At 41.9% G+C, this 12,604-nt stretch carries 15 protein-coding genes and 1 pseudogene; 9 read left to right on the forward strand and 7 right to left on the reverse strand.

Annotated features, from left to right (window positions below):
• Window positions 1–72 precede the first annotated feature (72 nt).
• A complete protein-coding gene (celB, locus tag ABK447_RS01235) occupies window positions 73–1,407 on the forward strand; it encodes a PTS cellobiose transporter subunit IIC (protein ID WP_094031390.1) in 1,335 nt (444 codons plus the stop codon).
• Between the two features lie 27 nt (window positions 1,408–1,434).
• Here celB and ABK447_RS01240 read toward each other — a convergent pair whose 3' ends face one another.
• Complete coding sequence (locus ABK447_RS01240) at window positions 1,435–1,818, reverse strand: VOC family protein (RefSeq protein WP_003150894.1); 384 nt, start codon at window positions 1,816–1,818, stop codon at window positions 1,435–1,437.
• Between the two features lie 94 nt (window positions 1,819–1,912).
• On the opposite strand from ABK447_RS01240, the gene ABK447_RS01245 reads away from it, so the two are divergent.
• Window positions 1,913–3,100 (forward strand): class I SAM-dependent rRNA methyltransferase, encoded by a 1,188-nt coding sequence (locus ABK447_RS01245; protein WP_094031389.1) that lies wholly within the window; start codon window positions 1,913–1,915, stop codon window positions 3,098–3,100.
• Between the two features lie 82 nt (window positions 3,101–3,182).
• Here the strand turns inward: ABK447_RS01245 and ABK447_RS01250 are convergent, their stop codons facing one another.
• From ABK447_RS01250 to ABK447_RS01265, 4 genes and pseudogenes are all read right to left on the reverse strand, one after another.
• A complete protein-coding gene (locus ABK447_RS01250) occupies window positions 3,183–4,025 on the reverse strand; it encodes a DUF2268 domain-containing protein (RefSeq protein WP_082187773.1) in 843 nt (280 codons plus the stop codon).
• A 46-nt stretch (window positions 4,026–4,071) separates the two neighbouring features.
• On the reverse strand, window positions 4,072–4,833 hold the full coding sequence (locus ABK447_RS01255) for a MerR family transcriptional regulator (RefSeq protein WP_012118755.1): 762 nt from the start codon (window positions 4,831–4,833) through the stop codon (window positions 4,072–4,074).
• A gap of 155 nt (window positions 4,834–4,988) precedes the next feature.
• Window positions 4,989–5,183, reverse strand: a complete 195-nt coding sequence (locus tag ABK447_RS01260; RefSeq protein WP_003150901.1) for a YwbE family protein — start codon at window positions 5,181–5,183, stop codon at window positions 4,989–4,991.
• A gap of 128 nt (window positions 5,184–5,311) precedes the next feature.
• Window positions 5,312–5,503: pseudogene (locus ABK447_RS01265) on the reverse strand (LrgB family protein); the annotation flags it as partial.
• Window positions 5,504–5,637: 134 nt separating this feature from the next.
• Between ABK447_RS01265 and ABK447_RS01270 the strand changes: the two are divergent.
• From ABK447_RS01270 to ABK447_RS01285, 4 genes are all read left to right on the forward strand, one after another.
• Window positions 5,638–6,072 (forward strand): hypothetical protein, encoded by a 435-nt coding sequence (locus ABK447_RS01270; protein WP_025650423.1) that lies wholly within the window; start codon window positions 5,638–5,640, stop codon window positions 6,070–6,072.
• A gap of 61 nt (window positions 6,073–6,133) precedes the next feature.
• Window positions 6,134–6,931 carry an ABC transporter permease gene (locus ABK447_RS01275; RefSeq protein ID WP_017418638.1) on the forward strand — a complete coding sequence of 266 codons (798 nt, stop codon included), beginning with the start codon at window positions 6,134–6,136 and terminating at the stop codon, window positions 6,929–6,931.
• A gap of 824 nt (window positions 6,932–7,755) precedes the next feature.
• Window positions 7,756–8,310, forward strand: coding sequence for an ABC transporter permease (locus ABK447_RS01280; RefSeq protein WP_223254685.1), 555 nt, complete (start codon window positions 7,756–7,758; stop codon window positions 8,308–8,310).
• A gap of 12 nt (window positions 8,311–8,322) precedes the next feature.
• Window positions 8,323–8,964: an ATP-binding cassette domain-containing protein gene (locus ABK447_RS01285; RefSeq protein WP_017418641.1), complete on the forward strand. Its 642-nt coding sequence runs from the start codon at window positions 8,323–8,325 to the stop codon at window positions 8,962–8,964.
• Window positions 8,965–9,049: 85 nt separating this feature from the next.
• On the opposite strand, the gene ABK447_RS01290 is transcribed toward ABK447_RS01285, so the two are convergent.
• Window positions 9,050–9,727, reverse strand: coding sequence for a CidB/LrgB family autolysis modulator (locus tag ABK447_RS01290; RefSeq protein ID WP_094031387.1), 678 nt, complete (start codon window positions 9,725–9,727; stop codon window positions 9,050–9,052).
• A complete protein-coding gene (locus ABK447_RS01295) occupies window positions 9,709–10,095 on the reverse strand; it encodes a CidA/LrgA family holin-like protein (RefSeq protein ID WP_007407725.1) in 387 nt (128 codons plus the stop codon). Before ABK447_RS01295 ends, ABK447_RS01290 begins: the two co-directional genes overlap by 19 nt.
• Window positions 10,096–10,201: 106 nt before the next feature.
• Here ABK447_RS01295 and ABK447_RS01300 point away from each other — a divergent pair, with 106 nt between their 5' ends.
• From ABK447_RS01300 to thiE, 3 genes are read left to right on the forward strand one after another with little or no spacing between them, the layout of a single operon-like run.
• Window positions 10,202–11,110 carry a LysR family transcriptional regulator gene (locus ABK447_RS01300; protein ID WP_003150908.1) on the forward strand — a complete coding sequence of 303 codons (909 nt, stop codon included), beginning with the start codon at window positions 10,202–10,204 and terminating at the stop codon, window positions 11,108–11,110.
• Between the two features lie 2 nt (window positions 11,111–11,112).
• A complete protein-coding gene (gene thiM / locus ABK447_RS01305; RefSeq protein WP_094031386.1) occupies window positions 11,113–11,931 on the forward strand; it encodes a hydroxyethylthiazole kinase in 819 nt (272 codons plus the stop codon).
• Window positions 11,928–12,602, forward strand: coding sequence for a thiamine phosphate synthase (gene thiE, locus ABK447_RS01310; protein ID WP_094031385.1), 675 nt, complete (start codon window positions 11,928–11,930; stop codon window positions 12,600–12,602). The genes thiM and thiE overlap by 4 nt, the downstream gene beginning before the upstream one ends.
• The last annotated feature ends 2 nt before the right edge of the window (window positions 12,603–12,604 follow it).

Below are 12,604 nucleotides of genomic sequence, written 5' to 3' on the forward strand. Positions count from 1 at the left end.
GTTTCCAAAATATGATGGAGAAAATGCTTTAAGACATCTGCGCAATGAACTCAAAAAGGGGGTTTTTGATAAATGAGTACGTTCAATCGGGTCATGGAAGAAAAAATCATGCCTGTCGCCGGAAAAGTCGCCGGCCAAAGGCACTTAAGAGCTTTGCGGGACGGCATTATTTTGACTATGCCGCTTATCATCATCGGATCGGTTTTTCTGATTCTGACGAGTCTTCCGATTCCCGGTTATGCCGATTTTATGGCTGGTCTTTTCGGTGAAAATTGGGTTGAAAAGCTCGGGTATCCCGTGAATGCGTCCTTTGACATTATGGCGCTTGTCGCCGCCTTTGGGATTGCCTACCGGCTTGCGGAAAGCTATGAGGTGGATGCCCTGTCGTCGGGAGCCATTGCCCTTGCCGCTTTTTTATTGGCGACGCCGTATCAGATTCCGTTTATTCCTGACGGCTCGGCAACAGAGATTATGGTGGGAGGCGGCATTCCGATTTCGCTGCTCGGAAGCAAAGGTCTGTTTGTCGCGATGATCATTGCAATGCTGTCTACGGAAGTGTACCGGTTTATCATACAAAGAAATATCGTCATTAAAATGCCTGACGGAGTGCCGCCTGCGGTCAGCAAATCGTTCGTTGCGCTCATCCCCGGTTTCATTATTATTACGCTTGTATGGCTGGCCCGTCTGTTTATTGAAATAACTCCTTTTAAAAGCCTCCACAATGTCGTAGGCGATCTGCTGGGCACCCCGCTGTCTATTTTGGGCGGGAGTCTCGGCGGGAGTCTTATCGCCGAATTCGTGCAAATGCTGCTTTGGTCGTGCGGCATACACGGCGCGTCCATTATCGGCGGCGTCATGTCGCCGATCTGGTACGGGGCGATGGACGCCAACCGTTTGGCTTTTCAGGCGGGAGAAGCGCTGCCGAGCATTTTTACGACACAGTTCTTTCAAATATGGATTAATGTCGGCGGAAGCGGAGCGACGCTTGCCCTTGTGCTGACCATGCTTGTGCGCTCCAGAAGCAAACAGATGAAACAGCTCGGCCGTCTCGGAATCGGGCCCGCGATTTTTAACATTAACGAACCGATTATTTTCGGGATGCCGCTCGTCATGAATCCGCTGTTAATCGTGCCTTTTATCATTGCGCCGCTCTTGACCATTACGGCGACGTACATCGGGATGAGCACGGGGATGGTGGCAAAACCGGCGGGAATCGCCGTGCCGTGGACGATGCCGCCGCTGATTTCCGGTTATTTAGCGACGGGCGGGAAAATCTCCGGTTCGGTCATGCAGCTGATCAATCTCCTGATTACATTTATCATCTATTATCCGTTTTTCCGAATTTGGGATCTTCAAAAATGGAGAGAGGAACGGGCGGCGGAACAACACGTCACTGAAGAAACATAAAAAAACGGGCGCTTTCGCCCGTTTTTTTTAACGCTGGAAAAATTCAATCCATTCGCCGTCAGGTCCTTCAATGTAAAAGTAGCGGTACCCGTTCGGAAGCGTCGTGATTTCTTCATCGATAAATACGGCGCCCTGACGCTTCGCATGCGTGAACTCCGCCGCGATATCTTCTGTCAATAAAGCGACATGATGCACTTTTCCTTCTGCGGGAAGCTCGCTGCTGTAGCCCTGGATCAGCTCAATTTCTGTCTCCGGCCCTTCCTGAAAGCCGAGAAAGGCAAGTTCAATAATGCCGTTCGTATGAGTGATACGATCCTTTAACTGCATACCGAGAACGTCTTGATAAAAGGCGATGGATGTTTCAATATCTTTGACCATAATGCCTGTATGGTCGATTCTTTTGGCTGTCATGGTTTTCCCCCTGTTTTGAATTTTTCGGGACAATGCGGTGTTGATCATGTTTTATGGTACGATAAGAGAAAGCAAAACGAAAGAGGAATGCACAATGAAGCTACTTACAGTGAAAGATACATTTGTCGGAAAGCTGAAAAAAGGATTCCCCCTGATTGAAAAAGACGCTCTGTCCGGAAGCTCTGCTCATTTAACAGAGGGCGATCTTTTTGATGTGACATCCGAGAAGGGTGAGTTTATCGGAAAAGGCTATTACGGTTTGCAGAATAAAGGAGTCGGCTGGGTGCTGTCCCGCGAGAGAGATGAACGGATCGACGGACGTTTCTTTCTGGACAAGCTGAAAAAAGCGGCTGAAGCAAGAGCCCATCTGTTTAAGGCGCCCGATACGACGGCGTTCCGGCTTTTCAACGGTGAGGGCGACGGCATCGGTGGCGTCACGATTGACTTTTATGACGGTTATCTGCTGATTCAATGGTACAGTAAAGGTATTTACGCTTATAAGGACAGCATGATTGAGGCGATTGACGGACTGGAGCTTTCTTATAAAGCGATCTACGAAAAGAAACGATTCGATACGGCCGGGCAATACGTGGAAGACGACGATTTTGTCAAAGGCGAAAGAGGAGATTTTCCGGTCATTGTTCAAGAAAACGGCATCCGGTACGCGGTGGATTTAAACGACGGGGCGATGACGGGCATTTTCTTAGACCAGCGTCATGTGCGCAAAGCGATTCGGGACAAGTATGCAAACGGCAGACGGGTGCTGAATACGTTCTCTTATACGGGGGCATTTTCCGTTGCGGCAGCGCTTGGCGGAGCTGAGAAAACGACCAGCGTCGATGTCGCCAACCGCAGTCTCGCAAAAACGATTGAACAGTTCAGCGCCAACGGAATTGATTATGAGGCGCATGACATTAAAGTCATGGATGTTTTCAAATACTTCGGCTATGCGGAGAAAAAAGGGCTGGAGTTTGACCTCATCATCCTTGATCCGCCTTCTTTCGCCCGCACAAAAAAACGGACGTTCAGCGCGGCGAAAGATTATAAAAATCTGCTGAAGGAAACGATCGCCATCACTGCAAAAAACGGCATCATCGTCGCTTCGACAAACAGCAGCGCCTTCAATATGAAGAAATTTAAAGGCTTTATAGAGACCGCCTTTAAAGAAACAAATGAGCGTTACGACATTTTGGAAGAATACACGCTTCCGGAAGATTTCAAAACGATTCCCGCGTTTAAAGAAGGGAACTATTTGAAGGTTGTTTTCTTGCGGAAAAAATAGGATGATCATTTATAGCGTGGAAAGAGGGGAAAAGAAAACCCTCTTCCATCGCGTTAATACGGGATAAAATAATCTTCATATCTTAAAGAAACAACCCGCTATTACTTAGTATTTCATCTGTGCCAAGTAAAGTGGCCTCACTAATCCCCACATTGTTGGCTTTCATGAAGGATTGCACCGCTTGGTAGCCAACCGCATAACCTGCAAACGGTGATAAGCCGACAGGCTGATAACCTTGTTCGGCTGCAAAGGTGTCACCAAACATGTAACTGCTGACCTCAGCAAACCCTTTCTTATTTAACGAGTCTTTGATGATTTCTTTTGAGTATTCTAAGTCTTCTTTTTCAAAAGAAGTAACCCAAGGACCTAACAGAGCTTCTCCGTAAAGTTCTTTGGCAAACGATTCTGCCAACCCCTCTATAATTAAGTAATCACCAACCGTTACGTTCCCATAATCCCAATTGAAATACGAAAAACGAATATTATGATGAAATTCATGTGCGATTACAGCAGGCAGTCTCGGTATGTTATAAGAATTGGGGAATATTGAAACTTGAATAAATCCCGGAATTCCTCCGAATCCACAATACCCTCTATGTAACTCAAGCTTTTTTGGATTGGCCAGATACATCCCAAACCTTATTTCATCAGCATTTATTTTTAAGCGGTTTTGTTGGATAAATTCTACACAATGAGTTAAAGTGCCATATGCAATTTGAAGAGCTTGAATTTCTTTTAGATTCTCTAATGCTTTTCTTCCGGTTTCCGTATCAAATATGCTCAGATAGCCCAGCATATTTGTAGCCATGATTACATCATATCCGTTAGGTTGCTTTGCCTTTAAGGGAACATTCATCTTTTTCCACATATCTTCAAAAGGTTTCATCATTGAATACCGATAATAATCTTCTCTATTTTCAATCATTGAAAATAACGTTTCGTATTGCCCAATTGTATCCTCGATAATGATTTTAATGGGTACCACCCTTTTTTTGATGATCTATATAAATTGTAATGGCATCACTCATGAGCTTCGCCAACCCTTCACCATACTGATCGATGTTCTTAGTGAAGCGTTTATCTTCAATATAGAGTTGACCTAATCCGTAAAAGGCATCAAAAGAATATTCACCAAAATTTTCATTGAGAAAATCAAACCACTCTTTGATAGCTGTTTGTACGTCTGGGGACTTGGGAGATTGGTTAATAAGGAGTGCAAATTTATTGAACATTGCAGTCCACTTATCAGATAAATCTTTTTGCTCACCATCAGTCATGTTTTTCAATCTAATATTTACCTTATCGACAGGTTGATCACCCCACCGTTTGCGAGCTTCTTGTTCATAAAGATTATGATTGAAGTTCATTCCCTCAAACCGCTCTTTGTTCGTCATGCAAATCTCTCCCATCAAATGTTTGATTGATTTATCGATGGTTTCAATCATTTTATCGACTCTATTCCGTTTCTCAATCAACATTTTCTTTTGTAAAATTAATGCCTCCCTTCGGTTAAATGAAGGACTATTAATGATTTCTTTAATCTCTTTTAAGGAGAAATCGAGCTCCTTGAAAAATAGTATCTGCTGCAGCTGTTCAAGATTCTCTTCAGAATAAAGCCGATAACCGGAATCGGTCGTTTCCTGAGGAGTCAATAATCCGATTTGATCGTAATGATGGAGAGTACGTATGCTTACTCCAATCAGTTCAGCTACTTCTTTTACTTTCATACCCATCACGTTTGCCGCCTCCTTAATGGCTACTCTAAAGTATTACGCAACGTAAGAGTCAATAGTTGGTTTAAAATTTTTTGTATATAAAGGGAGAACATATGAGGATTTCATTGCTGAAATTAAAGAAAAAAAGCCGGGCGTGAAGCTCCGGCTTTTTTCTATTCAATAATGTGCTGCACCCGGCCGATTCGTCCGTCTTCAAGGCGGACCTTAATGCCGCGCGGGTGGAAGCTTGAGTTCGTCAAAATATCTTTCACGATTCCTCTTGTCAGCTTTCCTGAACGCTGATCGGCTTTCAGGACGATATCGACTTCAAGTCCTTTTCTGATGCTGCTTCGCTGCTGGCCGTTCATATGACACATCCGTTCTTCAGTCTTTTCACTTCATATCTTATCATATCGTGTTTTCGTCTTTTTATGAAGGACAGACAAATCCATCTGAGTGGCAAATAAAAAAAGACCGCTCTGTAAGGAGCAGTCTTTTATGACATAAACGAAAGCAAAATCGGGGCCGCGCACAGCGTCATAATTGCGGCGAGAATCATGGACACGCTTGAGATCGTTCCTGATACGGAGCTGAGCTCAAATGCTTTAGATGTTCCCGCTCCGTGCGCGCTAGTTCCGAGCAGCACGCCCCGGGCAATTTCGTTATCAATGCGGAAATAGCGGATGACCCGGTCCGATGATCCTAGAGTAAACACCTCTTTATATAGAAAAAAGAAATAAGTCTGATAAAAATAGAAAAAAACTTGATTAAATACATTTTTTTGTATACAATCCTTATATATCAAAAAAAGGAGGATCAATAGTGAAATTCAAAAAAGTACTTACATATTCTTTCGGAACGATTGTTCTTTTGTCAGGTTTAGTTACAACTAATGCTTTGGCAAAAGGAGACACAAAAGATACAGGTTATTATCTCGAGATGCCAAAAGGATTTGGTGCCAATAACTATACAGGGTCTAGAACTAAATACAATGATTCCTCAGTATATCAAAAAAACTCATGGATAGGTAGAGACAGAAAAATAAATTTGTGGATAGTTAATAAAGATAAAAAGGATGTATCAGGCGGTCGTTACGTAGTTGTTAGTAGTGGTCAACATAAGAATATACCAAATGTTGCAATTGAGAAGAATCATGGTAAAGCACTCGGTGTAAGAATTGCTGGAGAGGTACAAGGCCCTCCAAATGCAGTAGTTATTGCAGCAAAAGGAGTTTGGAGTCCAGATAGTAGAAGATAGAATTTGATAATAACTAGAAAGAATTTTTTCTTTCTAGTTATTTGAATTGGGAGGGTTTTTTTTGTTTTATCAATTATTGAAAAATAATTTCATAGAAGTTTTAAGCTCGAAAAAATATAAATTTTCTTTATTAATTATGATTCTCCTTTTCGTTATTGATATTTTCATATCAATCTATCAAAAGTTTTCTCTTCCTTATTTTGATAAAGATCATTTGAGTTTTTCGTTGTATTTTTGGTTAGGCACGAACGACTCTGTTATTAGCGGTATCTTAATATTCTTATTTGTTTTAATTTCTTGCTTACCGTACAGTACAAATGTATTAGAAGAAAAGCAAAATGGTTATTTTCAATTTGTTATATCACGTTGTTCATTATTAAAATATTTTAGTTCCAAAGTGATAACAGCCTTTATTAGCGGCGGTTTCTTATTTGTTCTCCCTTTTGTGTTATCATTCATATTGATGTTAATAATGTTCGGAAACAAGTTGCCGTATACTGAATTTGTTGATAATTATGGAATGTTTCATCAGATTGCAGAGTATCATCCTAGTATTTACATGGCAATATATATTTTAATTTTGTTTTACTATGCAGGGTCTTTTGCAATTTTAGGAGTGTTTTTGTCTACTTTCCTAAAGAATAAATATCTTGCATATGTGTCACCGTTTTTGATTATTTTGGTTTTAGAACCTGTTTTCGAAATATTTTACCCACAGTTATCGCCTATATTGTTAATGAGTCCCATTCAAACTATTACAGGTATTTCGATTATATATCTGTTTGCGATACCATCTTTTGTTTTAGCAATTTCATTAGTAGGAACTTATATTGGGTTGAAAAGATATGTTCAACAATAACTTTCTGTATTATTTACTGAAAATAAGTTACAAAAGAATTTTATTAACATTTATAATTTTGCTGTTGTTAAATTCGGCCGTATTTTATAATAATACAATTAATTCAGCAATAGATATTAGTTTTATGAAAATTTTCTTGAACATATTAGGTGGACCTACAAGCTTTATAACAGTATGTGTATTTTTATTGTCTTTGAATAGTTTGCATTTTTCAAATTATGTTATACCACGGTTTAATAAGAGAACTATTTTTTTTAGTTTTATTATTAAGCTTATCCTATTAAGGACTATTTTGTTTTTAGTATTAGCAGTATTAAGCACTTTACTTACAGCGTTACTTTTATCACCTGGTACATTTCTTAAAACTATAATTTATACAAATGGGACTATTGGATTGCAACTAGTATGTTTGTTATTAGGGTGGGTAATGGTTTTATTAATTATTCAGTTAGTTATATTGATATTCGAATTGAAGTTTCCAAGATACGGAATGTTAATTGGTTCGGTTATTGTACTACTAATCCTATTTAATGATATGTATGATTATTTTTCAATCATATTTGTTCAGGCCATATCATCCACGTTTTACGATAAATTATATCTATTATTTATAATTGTTTTTACATCCTTGATTTGCTTGAAACTATCAAAGTCTTTTCAAATACTGAGGAGATAAATAAAAAATGTATTTATATGATGTGAAAAATATCTGGAGACAGAATAAATGGCAATGGATAATTTGGATTTTTGTTATTGCTTTTTTGCTATTTATGATAGTCCATAGTCTCAATATAATTAATATTAATTCTGTTTGGGAGTCGTTGATGGGAAATGAATTATTTTTCATGCCGTTCCCTTATTTCTTTATCTGTGGATTTTACTTGTTGATTAATGGTAATTATTTATATCAACAACGGAGTAAAACAATTTCTATTGTCCTTACTAGAGTATCCTCGAGGAAACAATGGTTATTTGGCAAACTCTTTTTTACTATAGTAATGTGTACTAGTTATTGTCTGTTGTTAATTTTATTAGTACATATAGCTGTTTTTTTAAAACATGGAAATTTTAGATATGACCATTATACAGCTTATACTTTTTTTACAGTTTTTTTAACTTTGTTAATTTGTGGTTTGTTTCAAACCATTTATATTTTGAAAGTAAAACCTATACAAGCTTTTTTTGTAGTGTATGGTCTATTGATACTTCCTGTATGGATTGACGTACCTTTTTTACCTGGTTACTACTCTTTTATTAGCAATACTCTTATAACTCCGCATGAAGTTAATCATAGTGGTTATTTGTTTTTCTTTACTATAATAACAATTTGTTTAATTATGCTTGCAATTAAGCAAATTAGACACAAAAACTTTTTTTAAAGGGAGAACAATATGTCTTTAACAATAAAGTTAGACCATGTCACTAAAACACTTAATTCCAATAAGGTAGTAAATGATGTTTCGCTACAGTTATTTTCAGGAAAGGTTTACGGATTTAAAGGTGTGAACGGTTCGGGGAAATCGATGCTTTTCAGAGTGATTTCTGGGCTACTCGTTCCTGAAAAGGGTGTTATAACTGTGAACCAAAGCATTTTACATAAGGATATATCGTTTCCAGAGAGCATGGGGATAGTTATTGAAAATCCGGAATTTATTCCTCACTTAACGGGCAAACAGAATTTAAAAGTGCTTGCATCAATAAAAAAGAAAGCGACGGACGCAGATATTAATAAAGCATTAGACATAGTTGGTTTGGATAAAAATGATTCAAGAAAGTATAAGAAGTTCTCACTAGGAATGAAGCAACGTCTAGCTATTGGACAAGCTATTATGGAAAATCCGGATTTGCTAATCCTTGATGAGCCAACTAATGCATTGGATGAAGAAACACTTCATAAAATAAAGACTTTTTTGATCGACTATAAAAAAAGAAACAAGTTAATTCTTATTTCAAGTCACGATAAAAACTTTCTTGAATCAATTAGTGATGAAATATTTGAAGTGAAGGATGGAGGTGTAATTGTTTCAATGTAATAGCTATTAAAATTGAGTTTACTAAAAACACCATTTCTTAAGAGAAATGGTGTTTTTAATTTAAATATAGTGAAGTTAATGAGGGTTAAAAAAACGAAAGCAAAATCGGGGCCGCGCACAGCGTCATAATTGCGGCGAGAATCATGGACACGCTTGAGATCGTACCTGATACGGAGCTGAGCTCAAATGCTTTAGATGTTCCCGCTCCGTGCGCGCTAGTTCCGAGCAGCACGCCCCGGGCAATTTCGTTATCAATGCGGAAATAGCGGATGACCATCGGCCCGATGATCGTTCCCAATAAAGCCGTTAAAATGACGAAAACCGCTGTAACGGCCGGCATCCCGCCGATCATTTCTGAAACGTTCATGGCAATCGGCGTCGTCACGGATCGCGGCACGAGACTGTCGACTAAGCTGCTGCCGAGATGGAACCATTTGGCGATAAAGGCCGTTGACAGAATGGCGATACATGAACCGACCGCTACGTTCAAAATAATTTCCACGGCGTATTTCTTTAAAATCGGGAAATATTTATAAAGCGGGATGGCGAACGCCACTGTTGCCGGCTGAAGCATATCGGTCAGCAGTCCGCCGCCGAGATTGTATGTCTGATACGGGACATTGACAAGAAGCAGCAGTACGACCAAAACAGCGGGCGTAATCAGAAGCGGCGACGTATACACCCGCGGAAAACGAATGTAGAGTTTTTTCGCGCCCAAATATACTAAGACAGTTAAGAATAAACTTATGATTCCGATGAACACGTTTGTTTTTTCTCCTTTCTTTTTGCTATCAGCTGTGTAAGCGTACCTGTTGAAACCATCACGACAAATGTGCTGATGACGACGACAAGTAAAATGCTTACGCCGAATTTAGACATAATATCTCCGTATTCAATCACTCCGACGGCAGACGGGATGAAAAACAGCAGCAGCTCACCGAGGAGCCATGCTGCGCCAAGCTCAATCCATTCAAGTTTGATAATCTTGAAATGCAATAATGTGAAAAGAATCACAATCCCGATTATACTGCCGGGAATATTTATATGAAGAGCCGCCGTGACCCAATTGATCAGACGCGCAAATATAAACAGCAGAGCGATTTGAATAACGGTAAGCAGCAATTTTTTCATAATGATGCCTCCCTTATATTTATATTGTACAGAAGGTTTTGCTATAGGTAAAATACATATAAAGAATAATGTGTATTCCTTTTGTCTATAGAAAGGATGAAATGTAATGGATATCCGGCACTTAACGTATTTTTTGGAAGTGGCCCGTTTGAAAAGCTTTACGAAGGCTTCACAGTCGCTGTATGTTTCACAGCCGACAATCTCAAAAATGATTAAAAACCTGGAGACGGAGCTCGGCATTAAGCTGTTTTACCGCAATGGCCGGCAAGTTGAACTGACTGACGCCGGGCAGAGCATGTATGTGCAGGCGCAGGAAATCACAAAGTCATTCCAAAACCTGACGTCAGAGCTGAACGATATTATGGAAGTGAAGAAAGGGCACGTCCGCATCGGTCTTCCGCCGATGATCGGGTCCGGCTTTTTCCCGAGAGTGCTCGGTGACTTCCGCGTCACATATCCCGATGTGACGTTTCAGCTTGTTGAGGACGGCTCAATTAAAGTGCAGCAAGGGGTGGAGGACGGCTCGCTTGATATCGGGGTCGTCGTGCTTCCCGCGAATGAAGAGATTTTTCATACGTTCACAATCGTCAAGGAAACCCTTATGCTCGTCGTCCATCCGTCACATCGGCTCGCTGACGAGAAAGAATGCAGTCTTCACGAATTAAAAGAAGAGCCGTTCATATTTTTCAGGGAGGATTTTGTCCTTCATAATCGAATTATGACGGAATGCGTGAAAGCCGGATTCAGGCCTCACGTCATTTATGAAACGTCACAGTGGGACTTTATCAGCGAAATGGTATCCGCCAATCTCGGTATCGGCCTCTTGCCGGAAAGAATCTGCCGCGGTCTTGATCCTGACAAAGTCAGAACCATTCCGCTCGTTCATCCGGTCATTCCGTGGCATTTAGCCATCATTTGGCGGAAAGACCGCTATATGTCCTTTGCCGCCAGAGCCTGGCTGGAGCATACGAAATCGTATTTATGGAATCCGAAAAAGAGAAAAAAGGATGATTAAGCATGGACGCACAAACCGCAGCTCAACACTTGAGTAAAGTGCGGGATCAAAACCCGCTCGTTCACAGTATCACCAATAATGTCGTCACGAACTTCACAGCTAACGGACTGCTCGCGCTCGGCGCATCGCCCGTTATGGCTTATGCAATTGAGGAGGCAGCCGACATGGCGAAAATCGCAGGAGCGCTCGTCCTGAATATAGGCACCCTCAGTTCGGCGTCGGTTGAAGCTATGATCGCAGCCGGAAAATCGGCCAATGAAAACGGTGTTCCGGTCATTTTTGATCCGGTAGGCGCAGGCGCCACGCCGTTTCGGACGGCATCAGCCAGCAAGATCATACAGGAGGTCCGCTTGTCCGCCATTCGCGGAAATGCCGCGGAAATCGCCAATATAGCCGGCGCCCCTGATTGGAAGATAAAAGGCGTGGATGCGGGGGAAGCCGGAGGAGATGTGGTTCAGCTCGCTAAGACGGCTGCAAGCGGGCTGAAGACGGTCATTGCGATTACCGGAAAAACCGACGTTATCTCTGACGGCGCCGACACATACGCCGTACATAACGGTGATAAACTGCTGACGAAGGTGACGGGGGCGGGATGCCTGCTGACGTCTGTCATCGGAGCCTTCTGCGCGGCGGGACAGGACGTTCTGCAAGCGGCCGTTTCAGCCGTTTCTGTATACGGAAGCGCCGCTCAGCTTGCCGCTCTGGACACCTCCCATAAGGGTCCGGGCAGCTTCCAGATTGAGCTTTTAAACAAGCTGGCAAGCATCTCAGAACAAGAAGCGGCCGAGCTTGCCGCAATTGAAAGGGTGACAGAAAAATGACGCGTATTTCTCGGGAAATGATGAAGGATATGTTATCGGTTTATTTTATTATGGGATCAAACAATACAAGCGCAGACCCCGTTTCCGTGGTGAAAAAAGCCATTGAGGGCGGCGCTACGCTTTTTCAATTTCGGGAAAAGGGGAGCGGTTCTTTAACAGGGGAGGAACGTGTCCTGTTCGCGAAGCAGGTACAGGATGTCTGCAGGCAGGCCGGGATTCCTTTCATCATTAATGATGATGTCGAATTGGCCTTGCGCCTTGAGGCGGACGGAGTGCATATCGGGCAGGATGACGCAGACGCCGAAGAAACGAGAGCGGCAATCGGCGATATGATACTCGGTGTGTCAGTACATAACGTCTCCGAGGTGAAGCGGGCGGAAGAAGCCGGAGCCGATTACGTCGGAATGGGCCCGGTCTATCCGACCGAAACAAAAAAAGATGCTGAAGCTGTGCAGGGCGTTACATTGATTGAAGAGGTGCGGCGTCAGGGCATCAGCATTCCGATTGTAGGAATCGGCGGCATTACGGCTGACAACGCGGCGCCCGTCATTGAAGCGGGTGCAGACGGCGTCAGCATGATCAGCGCCATCAGCCAAGCTGAAGATCCAAAAGCGGCAGCGCGCAAGTTTTCAGAGGAAATTCGGCGCTCCAAAGCAGGGCTGTCCCGATAGGG

Source organism: Bacillus sp. hwrm1 (assembly GCF_040207805.1).
Classification (GTDB): Bacteria; Bacillota; Bacilli; order Bacillales; family Bacillaceae; genus Bacillus; species Bacillus velezensis.